We start from the raw sequence: 21095 nt of genomic DNA, 5'->3' as shown, positions 1-21095 counted from the left end.
AACAAAAATAAAGATTGCGATTAGTCTTAAACAATCAATACTGATCAAGAATCTTATCAAATAAATATGAAATAATTATTAAGTTAACCCTTATGGCTTATGAACAAGATTATAGGCATAAACCGAATTTCTAATGACATTTGCTTCATAGAATTAGAAGCACCGATAGTTGCAAGAAACACAAGACCCGGCAACTTTGTTATTATCCGTATCAACGAAAAAAGTGAACGCGTTCCCTTGCCAATCTACGACGTAGATCACGCAAAAGGCTGCGTAACACTGATTTCAACAAGTACGAACAAGGACTTTTCTTCCATCATTGCTATGAAGGAAGGAGATACCATTGCAGATGCACTCGGTCCTTTAGGTACTCCGGTCTCTTTAGAGAAGAACTGCAATATACTATGTATCGGTGATGAATCGGGTATAGCTGCTTTGATGCCTACCATAAAGGCATTGAAAGAAGCTGACAACAAGGTGCTTACCTGTATCTATGCACATTCAGAAAAGTCTTTAATTCTCGCCGAAGAAGCGAAACAGGTAAGCAATGAGACATTAATCATAACCGAGGATGGCAGTCTTGGCATAAAAGCAAGTATAGAAGATTCTATTGAATACTTCAGCAAGAAAGAAAAAATAGATAAAATCTACATCATTGCATCGCCGAAGCTTATGCAGGCGTGCTGTGAAGAGGCCAAGAACAAGAATATTCCTACCACAATCTCATTGTATTCCACGATGCTTGACGGTACTGGCATTTGCGGAGCTTGCAGACTTACCATCAACGGGAAAATGAAATTCTCCTGCATTGACGGTCCGAGTTTCGACGGAAGTCTTGTTGATTGGGAAGAAGTGATAAGAAGAACGGACAGAACCAAACTGGTAAAAGACACTCATCCGATAAAAGAAGATGTTACAGATTCTTCACTTATCAGCGTTGAAACTTCCGAACACGAATTTAATTCAGAAACGCTTGAAGAACTTACCAACAGGGATTCTGAATGGCGTAAAGAACTCCGTGCCGCCATAAAACCAAAGGAACGAATGGCTTTGGAACGCACACCGATGCCTACTCTGGATCCGGATTACCGTATCACGACAAGAATCAACGAGGTTACAACCGGATTTACCAAAGAAATGGCTATGATGGAAGCTAAAAGATGTCTCGACTGTGCTAAGCCTACTTGCGTAATAGGCTGTCCAGCAGGCAATAATATCCCTTCATTCATCAAAAACATTGAACGTGGAGAGTTTCTTGCAGCTGCTGAGGTCTTGAGGTCTACCACCTCTCTCCCGGCAGTATGTGGACGTGTGTGCCCACAGGAAGAACAATGCGAAGGAAGTTGCATCCATCTCAAGATGAATCGTCCGGCTGTTGCCATCGGAAGTCTGGAAAGATTCGTTGCTGACTACGAGCGCGAGAATAATCTCTATAAGAATCCTGAGAAAGCTCCTTCAAATGGAATAAAGGTAGCGGCAATCGGTTCAGGTCCTGCCGGACTCAGCTTTGCTGCTGATATGGCTAAGAATGGATTTGAAGTCCATATCTTTGAAGCATTGCACGAATTGGGTGGTGTGCTGAAATATGGTATTCCTGAATTCAGACTTCCGAGCCGTGTTGTGGAGTTTGAGATTGACAAGCTCAGGGCTTTGGACGTTAAATTCCACACGGATTGCATAGTTGGAAAAACCATCACGATAGATGAACTCCGAAAAGAAGGTTTCAAGGCTTTCTTCATTGGAACAGGAGCCGGCACACCTAACTTTATGAATATTCCCGGAGAGAATTTGCTCAACATTTATTCGGCGAATGAATATCTGATGCGTGTGAACCTAATGGATGCAGACCGTCCTGACACGGAAACACCTATCAAACTTGGTAGACGAGTGGTAGTTGTGGGAGGTGGAAACACAGCAATGGACTCTTGCGCCACGGCTCGAAGATTAGGTGCTGAGGTTACCTTGGTCTATCGTCGTTCGGAAGAGGAAATGCCCGCTTGCTTTGAAGAGCGAAAGCTCATCAAGGAAGAAGGGGTAAAGTTTATGACTCTTCACAATCCGAAAGAATATCTTTCCGATCAGGATGGACGCGTAAGAGCCGTTGTACTTGATATTATGGAGCTTGGCGAGCCTGATGAAAGTGGTCGTAGAAGTCCGAAAACGACAGGAAAAACCATTACTATTGAGTGCGATCAGGTAATAGTTGCAGTAGGTGTATCGCCCAATCCTCTCCTGCCTAAGTCTATCGAAGGTCTTGAACTGGGAAAGAAAAACTGGATTATTGTAGACGAAGAACAGCGAAGCTCAAAATCTGACATCTATGCAGGTGGCGACATTGCCAGAGGTGGTGCAACCGTAATCCTCGCTATGGGCGATGGACGAAGGGCAGCAGCGAATATGACTCAGGATTTACTGCAAAATTAAAGTCATAAAATACCTGATAACGGGCAATTTTGCACATATCGTTGTTTTTCATCTTACTGCTATTCAAGATTATACAATGTTTCAATTGTGATATGCGTTGCAAACAACTGAAAATCAACAGATAATATTTCTGATTCTAAACGTGCGAAGAATGCAGTGCAATCTTCGCACGTTTGTATTGTATTCTTGCGAAGAATGTTCTTCATTCTTTGGTTACTTGCAAAGCCGCGTATTTATCTGCCTGAAATGATTGTCCGAGCGTTAATATTTGGAAATAAACAGTAAGGATATATAGCAATACTATAAAATGAATAATTTAAGAAAACAGATTCAAAAAGAATTAAAATTGCATAGTATGAAAATGCAATTTAATGGTATAGAAACAAAATATAAAGACAATTCAATAACTTTTATATCATCAAAAGATGAAATTGGATATTTAGGATATACTTTTGTTTCAAGTAAATTTGCTGATTTCGGATCTCAATTAGGAATGTATATTTCTTGTCGTTTTGGGCAAGAAATGAAAGGTGCATTAAGAATAACAAAACTTATAGATAATCTGAATCTATCATATAAGGCAAAAGCAAATTTACCTGATTGTTATTTTGGCTTTACTTCATTATATTACTAATCCCATAATTTTTATTCAAAAGGAACTGTAAGTTTCAATGAAGAAGATAATATTGAAAATAAATGCATCGAAATTATTGAAAAAGTAAATGAGTTATATCTACCAAGAATCCAAAATTTCCTATCAAATTCAATGACTTTAATTGATGATATTATAGAATATCCTGATAATTATGGATATCCGATGGCATATATTTTAGCAGTTTGTTACTTGAATAATCAAACAGAATTAATCGAAGAAATTATAAAGAGAGCTAAACGTAAAAAAATGTATGACAATTCTTCCAGTAAAATAGAGGAAATAAAAAGTAAATTAGAAAATTATTTTAGATGATATGCTTCTAATCTTGAAAAATAAGCAAAATCAAAACAAAAACCTTCAACTTTTCTTCATTAAGTTGAAAAAAAACACTAACTTTGCTATTCATAACATACATAGTTTATAATTACCAAATCTTTATATTTATGGCACAAAACTTTTTTGCACCATCCGAACTGATAATCAATGATGACGGTAGTGTATTCCATCTTCATCTGAAACCTAAGGATTTGGCCGACAAGATTATCCTTGTAGGCGATCCGGGTCGTGTGGCATTAGTGGCTTCACACTTTGACAACGTTGAATGCGAAGTTAGCAACAGAGAGTTCAGGACTATTACCGGAACTTATCGCAAAAAGCGCATCACAATTCAGAGCACAGGTATCGGATGTGATAATGTTGATATAGTATTGAATGAAATGGATGCTTTGGCAAACATTGATTTCGAGACAAGAAAAGAAAAGGAAGAACTGCGACAGCTTACCTTTGTGCGTATTGGTACTTGTGGTGGTCTGCAAGAAAATACGCCTATCGGAACATACGTTGCTTCGCAGAAGAGCATCGGTTTTGACGGCCTTCTCAACTTCTACGCAGGACGCAATGAGGCTTGCGACTTGGATTTTGAACAGCAGTTCAAGTCTCACGTAAATTGGAATCCACAGCTTGGAAATCCATACGTGGTAGATGCAGACAACGAACTGTTGGAAAAGATTGCAGAAGACGATATGGTGCGTGGTGCAACCATCGCCTGTGGTGGTTTCTTTGGCCCACAGGGACGCAGACTCAGAGTTCCTTTGGCTGACCCACAACTTAACGAAAAGATTGAATCGTTCTCATATAAAGGATTGAAAATTACCAACTTCGAGATGGAATCCTCAGCAGTATCCGGTCTTTCAAAACTTATGGGGCATAAAGCTCTTACCTGCTGTATGGTAATTGCCAACCGTCTGGAAAAGGAAATGAACCCAAGCTATAAGAACACTATTGATGGTCTTATAACCAAGGTGTTGGAAAGAATCTAAACTCCTTCCCCCTCTCCTTTCCAAGAGGGGGATTTCTTTGCCAAGGTAATTCTATTTGATTTTGTATTGTCACTCACAAACATCCATCTTCCTCGAAAAGAAATGTCCTCATCTTCACTCATATCTGCTGATACAATATGCGCACTTGCCACTCAACCGGGTGGCGCAATAGGCATCGTAAGAATTTCAGGAAACAATGCAATATCCATAGCCGATGCTGTCTTCTCCAAAACTCTTGCTAATAGTCCAGCCAATACTATTCACTATGGGGAGATTCTCGACAATGAGGGGAAAACCATAGACGAGGTTATCGTTTCTCTTTGGCGTGCTCCACATTCATATACCGGGGAGGATGCCGTTGAAATATCCTGCCACGGCTCTGCCTACATTCTCGAACAGGTTCTTCATCGACTTACTGAAGTCGGATGCCGTCAAGCTAACCCCGGAGAATTTACACAAAGGGCTTACTTTAACGGAAAGATGGATTTATCACAAGCAGAGGCTGTTGCCGACCTTATTTCTTCCACTAACAAGGCTTCCTATAAGATAGCACTTTCACAATTAAAAGGACATTTTTCAAATGAACTTGCAACTCTTCGCGAGCAACTTCTGAAAATGACTTCCCTTTTGGAATTGGAACTTGATTTTTCTGACCACGAAGAACTTGAATTCGCAGATAGAACTGAACTGAAAACTCTTGCAGAGACCATAGACAGAAAGGTGCTTTCCCTTGCGCATTCTTTCAAAACCGGACAAGCTCTGAAAAAAGGTATTCCTGTTGCCATCGTCGGGAAAACAAATGTAGGTAAATCTACCCTTCTCAATCAACTTCTGTGCGACAACCGTGCTATTGTCAGCGATATCCACGGAACAACACGTGATGTGATTGAAGATACAATGAATATAAAAGGGGTTGATTTTCTCTTCATAGATACTGCCGGGCTTCGCCAAACCAATGACCGTATTGAGCAAATCGGTATCGAACGTGCATACGAAAAGATGGGGCAGGCACAAATCGTCCTCTGGGTAATTGACACAGACTGCACAGAAGATGAAAAATCAGAAATGCAAAATCGATGCAAAGATAAAAAACTCATCATAGTGAGAAACAAAACAGATTTACACGGCAACCAAACTCTCACGACACCTGCAATTCCTTCTAATAAAAAAAATGTGTCTTTTGAAACGGAAAATATTGCTTCTGTTAGAATCAACATAGATTCTACGCCTCATAGTAGCTCAAAAGAATATTCAAACGCCGAATTGCCCACAAGCAATATTCCTGTCATTGAATCATTCGAGAAAGATTTAAAAGTCGTTGAAGTTTCTATTTCAGCTAAGTTGGGCTATGGCATTACTGTACTCGAACAGCTCATCTATGATGCTGCCGATATTCCTGAACTTACCGAAAATTCCGTAATCGTAACGAATGCACGCCATTATGATGCGCTTGCCAAGGCTCACAATGGTCTTTCTTGTGTCGTTGATGCCCTTAATATGGAATTAAGTGGCGACCTCGTAGCTGAAGATTTAAAAATAGTCATTGACGAATTAGGTAAAATAACTGGTACACAGATTAATAGCAAAGAAACTCTTCATAATATCTTTAAGCATTTTTGCATCGGGAAATAGACTTGACAAGCTCGCTGATGCCAAGACCTTGAGTACTGTGCCATTTTTATCATTTGGCACAACTTATTTCGATAAGGAATTTTTCGTCCTTCACGGTAATACGTTGTCCAGGAAAGTAATTAAATGCCATAACCTTGATGCGATTAATCTTACGTTCTATGCGTTTTATTGCATATTTTGCAATTTTCTCACGATTTTTTAGTATTTTTGCGCATCATAAATTCAAATTATACGTATTTATAACGAATATATTTCAATAGTTAGAAAATTTGCTTTGCAACAAGTAAGAAATGTTGTTAGTCTAAAGAAAAATACATAGAAGATTAAAATAACAACACCTTGTCTCATAATTTGAGACTACCCTATCTTACCTTTGCATCAAATTTAAATTTTGTTAATAAATAGATTGACTATGAAGATACTCCATACAAGTGACTGGCATCTGGGTCATACGCTTTATAACTTCGATAGAACTGAAGAACAAATCGTAATGCTACTTCAAATGGTTAATATCGTCAAGCAAGAAAAGCCTGATGTATTCTTGCTCTGTGGTGATGTGTACCACACTCCTCAGCCGTCAGCTGCCGTACAAACGATGTTTACAAATGCTTTAGTAGAGATACACAAGGCCAACCCAGAGATGGCCATTATTATAACAGCAGGTAATCATGATAGCGGCACTAAGCACGACATTTTCCGTACTCCTTGGAAGGCTCTAAAGGTTTACACCATTGGTAGCATAGATGCCAACCAAAAGGAAGATATGATTATTGAGGTACCTGAAAAAGGCTATGTAATAGCCATTCCATATGTCAACGAAAGAAATATGCCTAAAGGACTATTCCAGGATTTGCTTGATATTGTTGAAGCAAGAAATGTCGACAATCTACCTGTCGTCATGACTGCCCACACAACAGTCAGAGGTTGTGACTTTGTAGGACATAAAAACGCATCAGAATATGCAGTAGGAGGCATTGATTCATATAATCTAGATGACATGGGTACTGGATATGATTATCTGGCACTCGGCCACATACACCATGGACAATTTATACATTCGGGCAAACATAATGTCAGATATTGCGGTACACCAATCCCTATTTCCTTCGATGAAAACTACAAGCACTCTGTTTCTATCGTAGAGATTACCGAACATAGAGAGAAGCCCATAGTCCAAGAGATTGAGATTAACCCACATCGTCCTTTGGTTACTCTTCCAATAGAAGGAGTGGCGACTTGGGAAGATGCAAAAGAACTGCTGGCAAACTATCCAAATGATATTGAAGCCTACATCAGACTTAATGTAGAGGTTGATGATTTCCTACCAGTAGAGGCAAATGCAGAAGCACTTATGATATGTGAAGACAAGAAATGCAGATTCTGCGTCATCAATTCACAACGACTGAAAAAGAACCATAGAGAGGCAAAGGTAATGTCCGTACAAGAGTTTAAAACGGAAGAACCTATCGAAATAGCCGAACGGTATGCCGAAGATCTGGGCATAGAGTTCGATAACGACATGAAGGAACTCTTCAATGAGACGCTCTCAGCACTCAAAGATGAGGAAAGAATGTAGAATCAGTAAAAAGTAAAGCACTATGGAATTCCAGAAGCTCACGATACACAATATCGCATCTATTGAGGATGCAATTATCGACTTTGAGGCACAGCCACTGGCTGATTGCGAAGTTTTCCTGATTACAGGAAAGACCGGTGCGGGCAAGTCAACAATTCTTGATGCCATCTGTCTTGCTCTTTATGCAAACACGCCACGCTTTTATAGCACCAAGATGCAAGGTGCAACAATGGATGCGGACAAAGAGGTTAAGATTGATGATCCACGCCAACTGCTGCGTCGAAACACAGTAGAAGCCTATGTATCGCTTACATTTGTTGGTAGTAATGGCGTGAACTATGAAGCCACATGGGCTGTAACTCGTGCCTACAAGAAAGTCAGTGGTTCCATAAAGACAAAAACCTGGGAACTGAAGAACCTTGACACAGATGTTACCTTGACCAAGGACACAGAAATTAAAAATGAAATACGAGCCGCAGTAGGTTTAGATTTCAATCAGTTCTGTCGTACCACTATGCTTGCTCAAGGCGAGTTCACCAGATTCTTAAATAGTAAGGATGATGAGAAGGCTCAGATTCTGGAGAAGATTACAGGCGTTGATGTGTATTCAAAGATTGGTGCCAAGGTATATGAACTGACCGACCAAAAGAAAAAGGATTGGGAAGATGCAAAACGTATTGTAGAAGGAACTCGAACACTCTCGGAAGAAGAAATTGCTGAAAGGCTGGAAAAGTTATCCATTCTTGATAACCAATTTAAGGAAATTAAGACAGGAAGCGACAAGGATCTGGCGAAGCGAGACTGGCTGAATAAAGATCAGGAACTGACCAAGGGTATGAACGATGCTGCTGATGCCCTGCGAACCGCAAATGAAGTCGTTGATGGCGAGGCCTTCAAGCAAAAGGAACAAACCGTTAATAACTGGAATGCAACTATCGATGCACGTCTCTGGCTGACTGAGACAAAGAAAGCCTCAGACACTCAAACTGAGCAGAAGAATATTCTTGATGGCTTGGCAATGACTTACTCAAACTTGTTGGGTGGACAGAAATATGCAGAAACCAAGATTGAAAAGTTAGAAGCAGAAATCAATGAGATTGAAACCTACATCTCAGGGGAAATCGATAAGACAAGTGTGTATGAGAATGCCCAGATAATCGTTGGACTTTTAAATTCAATCGATGAGGGGCGTAAAGCTATCAAGAAGAGCCAGGCAGCTACAGAGTCGGAGAACAAGAAACTGACGGAAGAACTTACTCCTGCTTATGAGAAAGCAAAAGATGAAGCTCAGAAAGCAAAGGATGATTTCAAGAAAGAAGAATCGGACGTAATGGTTAAGGAAGAAGCTGTAGCAAATCTTAATCTCTCAGAACTGCGTGAAAAGCGTGATATTACAAAGGATCTGCTGGGAAAGATTGCAACCGCAAAAGAACGTATCGAGATTCTTGCTTCTGTAAAGTCAGAATACGAAAAATCCCGAAAGAACCTTGCGGAAAGAAAGGCATCTCTTGACAAGAAAATAGAAGCGTCTGCTGCAATGGATGCCCCTATTCATGACGCCAAAATCAAGATGGATGTTCGCAAGGAAGATTTAGATAAGCAAAGTGATACTGTCCACAAATTCGCTTCTACCCTAAGGCTGAAGCTTCAGGTGGGCGACATCTGCCCTGTTTGCCGCCAGGAAATCAAGTCGGTACTCCCATATGAGGAAGATCTGGCTGCTCTTGTTGCTAGTTTGAAGAAAGCATTTGACGAATCAGAAAAGGAACATAAAGCCTTGGTTGACGCAAAACTTAAACTTGATGCTGAAATAAAAACAGAGTCAAAGGCTTATGAACAAGATGCTAAAGCATTTGATGAAGACAAATCTGTAGCTAATGCGGAACAGAAAGCATTGGATGTCTACAAGGTTTGTGGAATAGAAAAACTGGATGATAATACCCTTTCTACTTTAAATACTCTTGAAGAATCTACGACCAAAACCTTCAAAGAATTGGATGTCCAAATCAAGGATGGCGAGAAGAAGGAATCGGAGGTTAAGGCACTTCGAAAGACTTTGGAAACTAATCGTAAAGATGTTGATACCTTGGCAGCAAAAGTTTCTGAAGCTGAGAAAGCCGTTAATGAATGTAGGAGCAGAATCTCTATCGCAGAAACACTCGTGAAGACAAAAGCTGGCGAGGTTAAGAGTGCCGAAAATACGGTTGCATCATTAGTTGTTGGTAGGTGGCAGTTGGATTGGATGGAATTACCAAAGGAATTTGCCTCTATCCTCACCTCTTCTGCAAAGAAATACAATGAGAAAGTTCAGGACAAGCAGATGCTTTCTAACAAACTCGGTACTGCAAAGTCTAATGTGAAGATTGTTCAGGATGTGCTGAATACAATCCTTTTAGCTATACCTTCGTGGAAGGATTTTGAGCCAACAGCTATTGCCAAAGTTGAGAACCTGCTTACCGAAGCAAATACCCTCAACACATCTGTGGCTACCGCTCTCAGCAAATTGAAGACAGCAGAAGAAGACCTGAATACAAATCAGACAAAACTCAATACTTTCCTTACTGAGCATACAAATCTTAGCAAGGATAGTTTGAAGACTCTGAACGCCTATACATCCAGTGATATTACGCGCGAAAATGAATCACTCAAGGCTGCTCGTGAGGCTGTTGTTGCAAAGAATACTCTCTTCCACAATGCCGAAAAGCTCATTGCTGAACATCAGACAAAAAAGCCTGAATTTGCAGAAAACGACACCCTCGATGCACTCAACGAACGAATTGAAAACATCGAAAAGCAGCTTACTGAGATTGGCGAGAAAAAGGGTGCAATCAATCAGGAACTTAAAACGGATAAAGAGAGCCGAGAACGACTTGGAACTCTCATAAAGGAGGCTGATGACAAGAAGGTTGTCTATCAAAAGTGGGCACGATTGAATCAGTTAATTGGCAATTCCACAGGTAGCACTTTCCGTAAGATTGCCCAAAGTTACGTATTGACAAGCCTTATACACTCAGCAAACAGCTATATGAAGACGCTGACTGATCGCTACACATTAAAGGTAACTCCAGGAACATTCGTTATCTCATTGGAAGATGCATATCAAGGCTTTGTCAGTCGTGCTGCCAGCACCATCTCTGGTGGCGAAAGTTTCCTTGTTTCCCTCTCTTTGGCATTAGCTTTGAGTGATATCGGGCAGCAATGGCAAGTTGATACTCTCTTTATCGATGAGGGTTTCGGCACACTTAGTGGCGAACCACTCCAGAAAGCAGTAGAAACCCTTCGCTCTTTACATTCAAAGGCAGGTCGACATGTCGGTATCATTAGCCATGTAGAAGAGTTACAGGAACGCATCCCCGTCCAGATTCAAGTGAATCAAGAAGGAAACAATTCAAGTAGTAAAATTAAAATAATCCCAGAAAATAATCATTTCTCTTGAGCTTGTCCTATGATTTGAGACTACATCAATTTACCTTTGCCCCAAAATTTTCGAAAATTCAATCAAGATTATGACAAAATCATATAAAAAACAGCTTAGTAAACACGTTGAAGGAACCTTCTGCCACTGGCCGATACGAAGAAGCATCGCAATCTGTTTTACGTCATATCTTCGACAACCTCTCAACGAGTGTCTGACTCTTGTTTATATCAAAATAAATGCGTATCTTTATCAATGGTTAGCCGAATAAAATGCTCAAGTGGTTACCAAAAGCCGCCCTACTGGTTGATGGCTGAAATTAGTCCTGACTAATTATCAGCTACTTATCCCCAAGTAAGAACATTTTTTAATGCTTCTGCATTGGGAAATGAAACATTGTTATTAATTAGCATAAAGTCAATATTATCCACTAAGGAGCAATTCACTCCGATTGCATTTTATTCCATATCAAATGATAAATTTTCTTTATGAAAGAGATAGAACCAATTGCATATTTTCATTCTCCATTCACTTCTAAGTTTGGGATTCCACGTCAGAGTGGCATCATTGATGAACTGCGTGGAAAAATAGTTTTCGAGCCAAAGTTTCGTCGCGTTGAGGCTCTGCGTGGTATGGAGGGCTTTGATTACTTGTGGTTGATTTGGGGTTTCTCAGCCAATCGCCCTGAGGCTTGGCAAGAAAGCGATAGCCTTATGGTTCGCCCTCCACGCCTCGGTGGCAACGAGAGAGTTGGCGTCTTTGCCACACGGTCGCCATTCCGACCAAATGATTTAGGTCTTTCCTCCGTAAAGATTAACAAAATAGGAAATGGAGAAATACACGTATTGGGAGCTGACCTGATGGACGGCACTCCAATCTATGACATTAAACCTTATCTTCCCTATGTTGATTCGCATCCGGAAGCACGTGGAGGATTTACCGACAATAGAGAGTGGAAACCGTTGGAGGTGATTCTTCCTGACACACTCTCGCAATCTTTTGATGAAGAGCAGCTCAAGGCACTCAAAGCAGTGCTTGAACAAGACCCTCGTCCACAATACCAACACGATGCAACTCGCATCTACGGTATGCCTTTTGCAGGCAAGGACGTTAAGTTTCGTGTAGATAACGGTAAATGTATTGTCATAGGATTTGATGTAATATAGATGAAAATATAAAAGAAAGATTGGAGTAATATCTGCCAACGAAACCTTCTTGGAAAGGACTTCGCTAAAGGAAGTAACAGATTAAAAGAATCTATCATCAATGGGTGTGGGAAAAAAAACAATAAATTATCTTCATAAACTCGTGTTTTTTTGTAACTTTGCATAATATTTACAGGTTATAAACTCTTTAAACGCTAGAAATACAACTATGGCAAACTTCAAATTAGTAAGAATTTTTGTGCTGATTCTATTATCGGCTTTCGTATTTTCGTCTTGTATCAAAGATGAAGCGCAAAATACTGAGGCTGATATCGTATCGTGTACAGTGGAAGGCGACCTGCTGATTCGCAATCCTGTAATTACGAACAACGAGATACGACTGTATGTTAATGGATGGGATGACGTTACACGTGTTGCACCTGTATTTGAAATTACTGACGGAGCTACGATAGAACCTGCCAGTGGGACGGTTCGTGATTTCACAACACCGCAGACATATACTGTAACGTCGCAAGATGGACAGTGGAAGAAGACCTATACTGTTTCGTTTATTTCAGAGGATATTGCCACAAATTACCATTTTGAGAATATGAAATGGTATGAATATACGAATAAATGGAAACCTTCTGCCGAACCTCAGAAACTCTTCCACATCTTCTACGACACGACTATCGAAGGTACGGATATGGAATGGGGAAGCGGAAATGCAGGCTATATGATTACAAACAGTAGCGCACCGGCTGAAAGTTATCCAACCAGTCAGTCTGAAGATGGCTTTGTGGGTAAGTGCGTAAAACTTACCACGGTCAGTACCGGTGCGCTTGGAGCAGGGTTTGGCGCACCATTGGCTGCCGGAAACTTATTCTTGGGCACATTTGAGGTCAATTTGCTGAATATGGCTAAATCAACTCACTTCGGACAACCTTTCCGTAAGATGCCACAAGCTCTTGTAGGGTATTATAAGTATAAGGCAGGCGAGAAGTATACTGACAAAAAAAATGCCGTAGTTCCAGAGAAAAAGGATGAGTTTGACATTTATGCCGTATTCTATGAAGTTACGGCTGATGTTCCATACTTGGACGGCACCAACTCTTTGACAAGCGATAATATTGTTTTGTTGGCTCGACTGACAGACAAGAAGGAGACCGATGAATGGACTCGATTTAATATTCCATTCGAAGCGGTGAACGGGCGCAAGATTGATGCACAGAAACTAAAGGACGGAAAATACAATTTGGCCATTATTATGTCGTCAAGCAAGGATGGTGCTAACTTCAACGGAGCTGTTGGCAGCACGCTGTACGTGGACGAGATGGAATTATTTTACGAATAAATTGAAATTATACTTATATAGAAAACAAGAAAAAGTAATTCACTCATTCGTTAAATTCAACATAAAAAATCAAAATTAAAGTTCAAGGAATCAATATGAAATCCAATGATATCAGTAAAATAAACACAATAAAGAATGTGTTTTCGTCGAGATTTAATGGTGAAAAACAAGGATTTAAACTCTTGTTTCTTTTCCTTTTTGTGTCAGTTTTTGCATCAGCGCAGTCCAGTTGGGAGTATGAGGTGCGTGCAGGGATCAATATTGGCGGGGTTTCTCCACTTCCTTTGCCTGTTGAAATCAGAAGTATCGAAAGTTATAGCCCACGATTGAATGGTTCTCTTGAAGGCGTTGTTACGAAATGGTTGGGAAAAGAACAGAATTGGGGTATCTCAGTAGGGCTGAAAGTTGAAGAGAAAGGAATGATAACTGGTGCTAAAACCAAGGCTTACAGTATGGAAATCATCAATGACGGAAGCAGAGTTGCAGGTTATTGGACCGGTTACGTGAAGACAAAATACAACAGCACTCTGCTAACCATCCCCGTAATGGCAAATTACCGTTTCAACGATCGATGGAAAATGCGCGCAGGATTGTATGCTTCCGTAAGACTCGATGGCGAGTTTTCTGGACACGTTGCAGACGGGTATCTTCGGGAAAATGATCCAACGGGCGAAAAACTCCTGTTTGAGGGTGGTAAAACAGCAACCTATGATTTCAGTTCCAATCTCCGCCACGTACACTATGGTGCACAAATAGGTGGTAGTTGGCACGCATATAGAAATTTTTCAATAAACGCCGATTTGACTTGGGGCTTCAACGACATCTTTGAAAGCGACTTTAAAACAATCACTTTCAATATGTACCCTATCTATCTGAATCTTGGATTCGGTTATAAATTCTAAGGACTTTTATAAAATATACTATTAATGGACATTTGAGAGGCTTGCCTTCCCAAATGTCCATTAATTATTTCCAGACAAAGCTATTTGAAACTTTAACCACCATAAAGCTAAAATGGCATAAAGACTTTTCCCTATCAATAAAGTAGAAAACTATATCTTCAAAGTTATAGCAAATTAGTAAAACTTTCTCTGTCAGTACTTTCAAAAACGAATCAGAGAGAATTGTTCTCGTTTGGGAAAACCACAGACGGTTTGAAAGACTTTGCTTCTTCAAAATCCATCAGCGCATAACTGATAATGATTACAACATCGCCCACCTGAACTTTTCTCGCTGCCGCACCATTCAGGCAGATACATCCTGAACCACGCTTACCTTTTATTATATATGTTTCAAATCTTTCACCGTTGTTATTGTTTACAATCTGAACTTTTTCACCGGCTATCATATTGGCTGCATCCAATAAATCTTCGTCGATAGTGATACTACCGATGTAGTTCAGATTTGCTTCCGTTACCTTTACGCAATGCAATTTGCTCTTTAAAACTTCTATCAACATTGTTATCCTTTATATTTAATATGGTCAATCAACCTGATTGGAGTCTTACCACAATAAACCGTAATGCAACCAACTACGTAATGGCTGGCGTTCCAATTACCAACTGGCAGCAAAGTGTTTCCTTCCACAATGTCGAAATATTCCACTTCCAGTCCCTCTGTTTTATTGATTTCTGCCATAACTTTGTCGTGCAACTCCTGAACGGTCAGCGTGTCTATCCACTTTTTGCTTTCGTTCAGCACCTTATAAATATTGGGTGCAAGCTGACGTTCGTCAGAAGACAAAAGCATATTTCTCGAACTCATAGCAAGTCCGTCGTTTTCTCTCACAATCGGGCACTCCACGATTTTGATATCCATATTGATATAATCCACCAAACGCTTCACAACAGCAATCTGCTGCCAGTCTTTTTCTCCAAAGTAAGCTCTGTCTGGGCAGACGATATAGAACAACCTGCTGACAACTTGGCACACACCGTTGAAATGTCCCGGGCGTTTAGCCCCCTCCATTACCGTGCTCTGAGGATAAAATTCAAACTGTCTCTTATCTTCAGTCGGGTACATTTCCTCTACGGATGGTGCCAAAACATAGTCAGCACCACACGCTTCAAGAAGTTTGCAATCGGCCTCTAAATCACGTGGATAGCGTTCTAAATCACTTTTATCGTTAAACTGGGTAGGATTCAGGAAAACAGAAACAACAGTTACTGAATTTTCTTTCACACTCTGCCTTACCAAAGATGCGTGTCCTTCGTGTAATGCACCCATAGTCGGCACCAATCCTATCTCTTTTCTTTCCTTGCGAACGTTAAAAAGTTCGTTTTGCAGATCTACGATCTTTTCAAATATTTTCATTTGAATATAAACTTTTTCTCGGTGCAAAGTAACAACAATTTTATTTAAAACTCTAATAATACTCTAAAAATATACGAATATTAGGCGCATTTCACGTGTTTTCGCACAATTTAGGACTGATTTTCAAGTTTTTTGCCTACCTTTGCAAAAATAAAACTATAAATAGATGGGAAAAAAAGTTTTGTTCATCAACCAGGAAATCACGCCTTACGTGCCAGAATCTGAAATGGCAAACTTTGGTAGTGATATGCCAAACAGTATGCAGGAAGCAGGATTTGAGATCCGTACTTTTATGCCTAAGTGGGGGGCTATTAATGAACGCCGTGGACAATTACACGAAGTAATCCGTCTTTCGGGTATGAACCTTATCATTGATGATACAGACCACCCATTGATTATTAAGGTTGCAAGTATTCCACAGACACGCATTCAGGTTTATTTCATAGACAATGAAGATTATTTCCAGAAGCGTTCGGCAATGACTAAGGATGAACTCGGCAACGATTATCCTGACAATGGAGAACGTGCTATCTTCTTTGCGCGTGGCGTGCTCGAAACCGTGAAGAAATTACGTTGGACACCTGACATTATTCATTGTCAAGGTTGGATGTCGGCTGTAATCCCATTCTATGTCAAAACGGCTTATCACGACGAACCGCAATTTGCAAACTCAAAAGTAATTACATCACTCTTCTCAGAACAGCCGCACGATGACTTAGGCAGCAACTTCAAGCGTTGTCTTGAATTTAGAAATGCCAAGGCCAGTATGCTGAAAAAATACGGTGATAATTTCGACTTTATGGAACTTGGAAAGTTGGCTATCGACTATTCCGACGGCATTGTTGAAACCAGCAAGAACGTAAATGCAGACTTGATGAAATATGCAAGCGACAGCAAAAAGGCTATTCTTGAACACCCGGCAGACAGTGAAGTCAAAGCTCAATACGGAGAGTTTTATAACAAAATAATTGGATGAAAACAAAGATTTTCGCTTTAGGGGCAGTTCTGATGGGACTTTTCCTAACCTCTTGTGATGATACAACGGAAATGATTGGCGGATCGCTAATCGGCAGTTCGGACGAGCTGAATGTTTCAGCCGATACTTTCGACGTTCAGTCAAACACCATTCTTGCCAAAGATATTGTTACGCGAGCATCAAAGGGGTATCTTGGAAGTATGCTCGATCCTGAAACAGGTTTAGTAGTTACGGGAAATTACCTTACGCAGTTCCACGTATTGAACAAATACGAAATGCCTTCAATCAGTTCTGTCAAGAGCAGAGATGCTAATGACAACGTGATTGTGGATTCTTGTGAGGTTCGTCTTTTTTATCGTAATTTTGATGGGGATTCATTGGCTCAGATTAAGGTAAATATGCTCGAAATGGATAAGCCCGTAAAAGAAGGAACCACCTACTATTCCGACTTCAATCCCGAGACAGAAGGCTATATCCGAACAAACGGATTGTCGGCAAACAGAACCTATACCCTGTCCGACCAAACCGAAGCAGACAGTGTTAAGAAAAAATCTGACTATACCCCGAACATCGTATTCAAGTTAAACGATCCATACACAGACAAGGCAGGAAACGTATACAATAATTTCGGTACCTATCTGATGAGAAAATATTATGAGAATCCAACAACATTCCGTAATACATATAATTTTCTTCACAACATCTGTCCCGGATTTTATTTCAAAGTCATAGGTGGACTGGGATCTATTGCGCAGATTCAGACAGCCCAGATTACACTTTATTTCCAGCATCAAACTGATAAAGGGGAAATTAAGACCGTAACAACGAGTTTTGCAAGCACCGAGGAAGTCCTCCAGATGACGAATTTCAATATGGACAGTAATCAATTACAGCAATTAGCAAACAGTAATGATTACACGTATTTGAAAACCCCGGCAGGCTTGTTCACAGAATTGTCATTGCCAATCAACAAGGTTCTCAATGGCCATACAAACGACAGTATCAATTCTGCAAAAATAGAACTGTTCAGAGTTAATAATTCAGTACAGTCCTCTTACAGCATTGATATTCCACAGAATATTGTAATGGTAGCAGCAGACAGCCTCGAATCTTTCTTTGCAAAGAATAAGATTATCGACAATAAGACTTCGTTCTTGGCGCAATATAATTCTTCAACAAACAGCTATATGTTCAACAATATCTCTGGAATCGTGAATCTGTATGCAAAATCCAGGACAACGGCTTCAGGCAATCCTAACTGGGGGAAAGTTGTCTTAGTTCCTGTTGAAGTAGGTACGAGAACCAATGAAGACAAGCAAGTAATCATCACAAAGATTTCCCATCTGATGGGACTTTCCAGTGTGAAACTCGTGGGCAAGAACAATTCTCAGAAAATAAAGATGTCAGTAATTTACAGTAAATTCAATGGCCGATAATTTTTTAGAGAAACATTACGAAGAATATGAAGCAAAAAAAGCGGAATGGCTTCGTAAGAAAAAGAAATATATTTCTAAGACAACTCTACCTCAAAGGCAAGTCAGCAAGCCTGAAGACGAGTCTTTATAAAAGCAAAAACAGGAGGACAATTGTCTTCCTGTTTTCTTTTTGGCATACCATTTGCATTTATAATATAACCCATTAAATTCAATATTGGGACAATATAAAGAAAGGTATTAAGGACAATGATGAATCAATTTTCACCCAAAGTATCAGAAGTTCTGTCATATAGCAGAGAAGAAGCAGAGAGACTGGCAAGTATGTCAGTAGGTCCTGAGCACATTCTTCTTGCAATGCTCAGAGAGAAATCTGGTCCTATATTCGATATGTTTTCAAGATTACATCTTAATCTCGAAAATCTCAAGAGCGAACTGGAAAACAAGGTGCGCAATGAAAACAGTGGAAAAATGCTGGTTTCAACCGATATGTTGCTAAACGAAAAAGCCAACAACATCCTCAAACTCGCCGTGCTTGAAGCCAGAAGTCAAAGAACGCAGATGGTAGACACACAGCATATTCTTCTTGCAATCCTACACGACAACGTAAATAATGGTGCAAAAGAGGTCTTAGAAGAAAACGACTTGAACTATGAACTTGCCCTTACCCACTTGCAGCAGAAGGCCGGACAAGTTCAGGACGGCATCGATATGCCAAGCGAAGAGGAAGAAGACCCAATGCTAAGTTCTTCTTCAAATTCAGCAAATGCCTCCCGCACTTCACAAGCCACCAAAACAAAGTCGAAGACTCCCGTTCTCGATAATTTCGGAACCGACCTGACGCTTGCTGCAACAGAAGGGAAGCTCGACCCAGTAGTCGGACGTGAAAAGGAAATTCTCCGTGTAAGCGAAATTCTGGGACGCAGAAAGAAAAACAATCCTATCTTGATTGGAGAACCGGGAGTGGGAAAGAGTGCCATCGTAGAAGGATTGGCGCAGCTGATTGTGAAGAAACTTACTTCCCCTATCCTCTTCAACAAGCGTGTGATTACCCTCGACCTCACGGCCGTTGTCGCAGGTACAAAATATCGTGGACAGTTTGAAGAACGCATCCGTGCCCTGATCAAGGAAATCGAACAAAATCCCGACCTTATCATCTTCATCGACGAGATTCATACGCTCATCGGTGCAGGCTCTACTCCCGGCTCAATGGATGCAGCAAACATTCTGAAACCGGCTTTGGCACGTGGCACTATCCAGTGCATCGGTGCGACAACACTTGATGAATATCGTAATTCCATCGAGAAAGACGGCGCATTGGAACGCAGATTCCAGAAAGTTTTGGTTGAACCAACCAACGTGGAGGAGACTTTGCAAATACTTCACAACATCAAGGACCGCTACGAAGCCCACCATCACGTGAAATATACCGACGGAGCCATTGAAGCCTGTGTGAAACTGACAGACAGATACGTTACCGACCGTTCCTTCCCCGATAAAGCCATCGACGCAATGGACGAAGTAGGTTCAAGAGTTCATTTGCAGAACGCTGAAGTTCCCAAAGCCATCGTAGACATTCAGAAGGAGATAGAAGTTGCACAGGAAAAAAAGCAGTCGGCAGTAAGGAATCAGAACTTTGAACTCGCAGCCAGCTATCGCGACCGCCAGATGGAACTCGAAAAGAAGCTGAAAGAGGCTCAGGAACAATGGGAAAAAGGCGAAACCAACGACAAGGTGGAGATTACCGAAGACAATGTTGCCGACATTATCTCAATGATGACCGGCGTCCCCGTCCAGCGTATGCAGGAAGGTGAAGGTGTCCGATTGAAGACTATGGGCGACAAACTGAAGTCGGAAGTCATAGCACAGGACAAGGCGATAGAAAAGATGGTAAAAACCATCCAGCGCAACCGTGTAGGACTCAAGGATCCTAACCATCCTATCGGAGCGTTTATGTTCCTCGGCCCTACCGGAGTCGGCAAGACCTATCTTGCCAAGAAGTTGGCAGAGATAATGTTTGGCTCTCCGGAATCTCTCATCCGAATCGATATGAGCGAATATACAGAGAGTTTCAACACCTCTCGACTCATCGGAGCACCTCCGGGATACGTAGGATATGAAGAAGGAGGACAGCTTACGGAGCGCGTTCGCCGCCATCCCTACTCCATCGTTCTTTTAGACGAAATAGAAAAGGCACACGGAAACGTATTCAATATGCTTCTTCAGGTGCTCGACGAAGGCCGTCTCACAGATGGAAATGGTCGTTTGGTAGACTTCCGAAACACAATTATTATTATGACCTCCAATACCGGTACAAGGCAATTGAAGGAGTTCGGACAAGGCATCGGCTTCAATGCTGCTAACCTGAACGGACTTTCGCAGAACGAACAGGATAAGGAGCGCGCCCGTTCCATCATACAAAAAAGCCTGAGCAAGCAGTTTGCACCGGAATTTCTCAATCGTCTTGATGAAATCATCACCTTCGACCAGTTGGACTTAGAGGCCATCAAGAAGATTATCGACATAGAGTTGCGCGGCCTCTTCAAGCGAGTTAAGAATCTCGGATTTGAACTTACCATTACCGACAAGGCAAAGGAGTTCGTTGCAACAAAGGGTTACGATGTACAGTTTGGTGCCCGTCCTTTAAAGCGTGCCATTCAGAACTATATTGAAGACGGCTTGAGCGAACTCATTCTCTCGGGCAATGTCAGTCCCGGAGACACAATTTCAATCGGAAAGAATCCAAATGCCGAATCGCTGACCTTCAAATAATGCTGGACGGATAAAGAGCAGACAAGGCTACGAGTAAACAAGGAGACGGAGTAAATCGCCTTATTGGCTCATAGAATGATG

The 21095-nt window shown here is 40.9% G+C and carries 16 protein-coding genes; 14 read left to right on the top strand and 2 right to left on the bottom strand.

From position 1 onward, the window contains the following. The first annotated feature begins 99 nt into the window (after window positions 1–99). From gltA to P150_RS0112725, 10 genes are all read left to right on the top strand, one after another. Window positions 100–2424, top strand: coding sequence for an NADPH-dependent glutamate synthase (gltA, locus tag P150_RS0112780; RefSeq protein ID WP_028898026.1), 2325 nt, complete (start codon window positions 100–102; stop codon window positions 2422–2424). A 307-nt stretch (window positions 2425–2731) separates the two neighbouring features. Continuing rightward, entirely contained in the window at window positions 2732–3058 is a 327-nt protein-coding gene (locus P150_RS17855) for a hypothetical protein (RefSeq protein WP_028898025.1), read from the top strand. A gap of 132 nt (window positions 3059–3190) precedes the next feature. Next, window positions 3191–3391 (top strand): hypothetical protein, encoded by a 201-nt coding sequence (locus tag P150_RS17850; RefSeq protein ID WP_028898024.1) that lies wholly within the window; start codon window positions 3191–3193, stop codon window positions 3389–3391. Between the two features lie 131 nt (window positions 3392–3522). Further along, window positions 3523–4398, top strand: a complete 876-nt coding sequence (locus tag P150_RS0112755) for a nucleoside phosphorylase (protein WP_028898023.1) — start codon at window positions 3523–3525, stop codon at window positions 4396–4398. 102 nt (window positions 4399–4500) lie between these two features. Further along, complete coding sequence (gene mnmE, locus P150_RS0112750; protein ID WP_028898022.1) at window positions 4501–6030, top strand: tRNA uridine-5-carboxymethylaminomethyl(34) synthesis GTPase MnmE; 1530 nt, start codon at window positions 4501–4503, stop codon at window positions 6028–6030. 412 nt (window positions 6031–6442) lie between these two features. Then, window positions 6443–7606: an exonuclease subunit SbcD gene (locus P150_RS0112745; protein ID WP_028898021.1), complete on the top strand. Its 1164-nt coding sequence runs from the start codon at window positions 6443–6445 to the stop codon at window positions 7604–7606. Window positions 7607–7628: 22 nt separating this feature from the next. Then, window positions 7629–11042, top strand: coding sequence for an AAA family ATPase (locus tag P150_RS0112740; RefSeq protein ID WP_028898020.1), 3414 nt, complete (start codon window positions 7629–7631; stop codon window positions 11040–11042). Between the two features lie 467 nt (window positions 11043–11509). Then, window positions 11510–12187 carry a tRNA (N6-threonylcarbamoyladenosine(37)-N6)-methyltransferase TrmO gene (gene tsaA, locus P150_RS0112735; protein WP_028898019.1) on the top strand — a complete coding sequence of 226 codons (678 nt, stop codon included), beginning with the start codon at window positions 11510–11512 and terminating at the stop codon, window positions 12185–12187. 208 nt (window positions 12188–12395) lie between these two features. Then, entirely contained in the window at window positions 12396–13520 is a 1125-nt protein-coding gene (locus P150_RS0112730; protein WP_028898018.1) for a PCMD domain-containing protein, read from the top strand. A gap of 200 nt (window positions 13521–13720) precedes the next feature. Then, window positions 13721–14422 carry a porin family protein gene (locus P150_RS0112725; RefSeq protein WP_231477610.1) on the top strand — a complete coding sequence of 234 codons (702 nt, stop codon included), beginning with the start codon at window positions 13721–13723 and terminating at the stop codon, window positions 14420–14422. A gap of 212 nt (window positions 14423–14634) precedes the next feature. Here P150_RS0112725 and panD read toward each other — a convergent pair whose 3' ends face one another. Both panD and panC read right to left on the bottom strand, forming a co-directional pair. Then, on the bottom strand, window positions 14635–14979 hold the full coding sequence (gene panD, locus P150_RS0112720; protein WP_028898016.1) for an aspartate 1-decarboxylase: 345 nt from the start codon (window positions 14977–14979) through the stop codon (window positions 14635–14637). Between the two features lie 2 nt (window positions 14980–14981). After that, entirely contained in the window at window positions 14982–15833 is an 852-nt protein-coding gene (panC, locus tag P150_RS0112715; protein WP_028898015.1) for a pantoate--beta-alanine ligase, read from the bottom strand. 166 nt (window positions 15834–15999) lie between these two features. On the opposite strand from panC, the gene P150_RS0112710 reads away from it, so the two are divergent. From P150_RS0112710 to P150_RS0112695, 4 genes are all read left to right on the top strand, one after another. Continuing rightward, complete coding sequence (locus P150_RS0112710) at window positions 16000–16809, top strand: glycogen/starch synthase (protein ID WP_028898014.1); 810 nt, start codon at window positions 16000–16002, stop codon at window positions 16807–16809. Then, entirely contained in the window at window positions 16806–18245 is a 1440-nt protein-coding gene (locus P150_RS0112705) for a DUF4270 domain-containing protein (RefSeq protein WP_028898013.1), read from the top strand. Before P150_RS0112710 ends, P150_RS0112705 begins: the two co-directional genes overlap by 4 nt. Continuing rightward, a complete protein-coding gene (locus P150_RS0112700) occupies window positions 18235–18375 on the top strand; it encodes a hypothetical protein (protein ID WP_028898012.1) in 141 nt (46 codons plus the stop codon). The genes P150_RS0112705 and P150_RS0112700 overlap by 11 nt, the downstream gene beginning before the upstream one ends. Window positions 18376–18491: 116 nt before the next feature. Then, on the top strand, window positions 18492–21014 hold the full coding sequence (locus P150_RS0112695; RefSeq protein ID WP_028898011.1) for an ATP-dependent Clp protease ATP-binding subunit: 2523 nt from the start codon (window positions 18492–18494) through the stop codon (window positions 21012–21014). The last annotated feature ends 81 nt before the right edge of the window (window positions 21015–21095 follow it).

The sequence above is a fragment of the Prevotella sp. HUN102 genome (genome assembly GCF_000688375.1).
In the GTDB taxonomy this organism is placed as follows: Bacteria; Bacteroidota; Bacteroidia; order Bacteroidales; family Bacteroidaceae; genus Prevotella.
The sequence above is the reverse complement of the archived record's forward strand: the minus strand, read 5'-3'. Positions and strand labels throughout refer to the sequence as shown.

Coding starts and splice junctions, on each gene's coding strand:
- gltA (WP_028898026.1), top strand. CDS start 100: ATGAACAAGATTATAGGCATAAACCGAATTTCTAATGACATTTGCTTC.
- P150_RS17855 (WP_028898025.1), top strand. CDS start 2,732: ATGAATAATTTAAGAAAACAGATTCAAAAAGAATTAAAATTGCATAGT.
- P150_RS17850 (WP_028898024.1), top strand. CDS start 3,191: ATGACTTTAATTGATGATATTATAGAATATCCTGATAATTATGGATAT.
- P150_RS0112755 (WP_028898023.1), top strand. CDS start 3,523: ATGGCACAAAACTTTTTTGCACCATCCGAACTGATAATCAATGATGAC.
- mnmE (WP_028898022.1), top strand. CDS start 4,501: ATGTCCTCATCTTCACTCATATCTGCTGATACAATATGCGCACTTGCC.
- P150_RS0112745 (WP_028898021.1), top strand. CDS start 6,443: ATGAAGATACTCCATACAAGTGACTGGCATCTGGGTCATACGCTTTAT.
- P150_RS0112740 (WP_028898020.1), top strand. CDS start 7,629: ATGGAATTCCAGAAGCTCACGATACACAATATCGCATCTATTGAGGAT.
- tsaA (WP_028898019.1), top strand. CDS start 11,510: ATGAAAGAGATAGAACCAATTGCATATTTTCATTCTCCATTCACTTCT.
- P150_RS0112730 (WP_028898018.1), top strand. CDS start 12,396: ATGGCAAACTTCAAATTAGTAAGAATTTTTGTGCTGATTCTATTATCG.
- panD (WP_028898016.1), bottom strand. CDS start 14,979: ATGTTGATAGAAGTTTTAAAGAGCAAATTGCATTGCGTAAAGGTAACG.
- panC (WP_028898015.1), bottom strand. CDS start 15,833: ATGAAAATATTTGAAAAGATCGTAGATCTGCAAAACGAACTTTTTAAC.
- P150_RS0112710 (WP_028898014.1), top strand. CDS start 16,000: ATGGGAAAAAAAGTTTTGTTCATCAACCAGGAAATCACGCCTTACGTG.
- P150_RS0112705 (WP_028898013.1), top strand. CDS start 16,806: ATGAAAACAAAGATTTTCGCTTTAGGGGCAGTTCTGATGGGACTTTTC.
- P150_RS0112700 (WP_028898012.1), top strand. CDS start 18,235: ATGGCCGATAATTTTTTAGAGAAACATTACGAAGAATATGAAGCAAAA.
- P150_RS0112695 (WP_028898011.1), top strand. CDS start 18,492: ATGATGAATCAATTTTCACCCAAAGTATCAGAAGTTCTGTCATATAGC.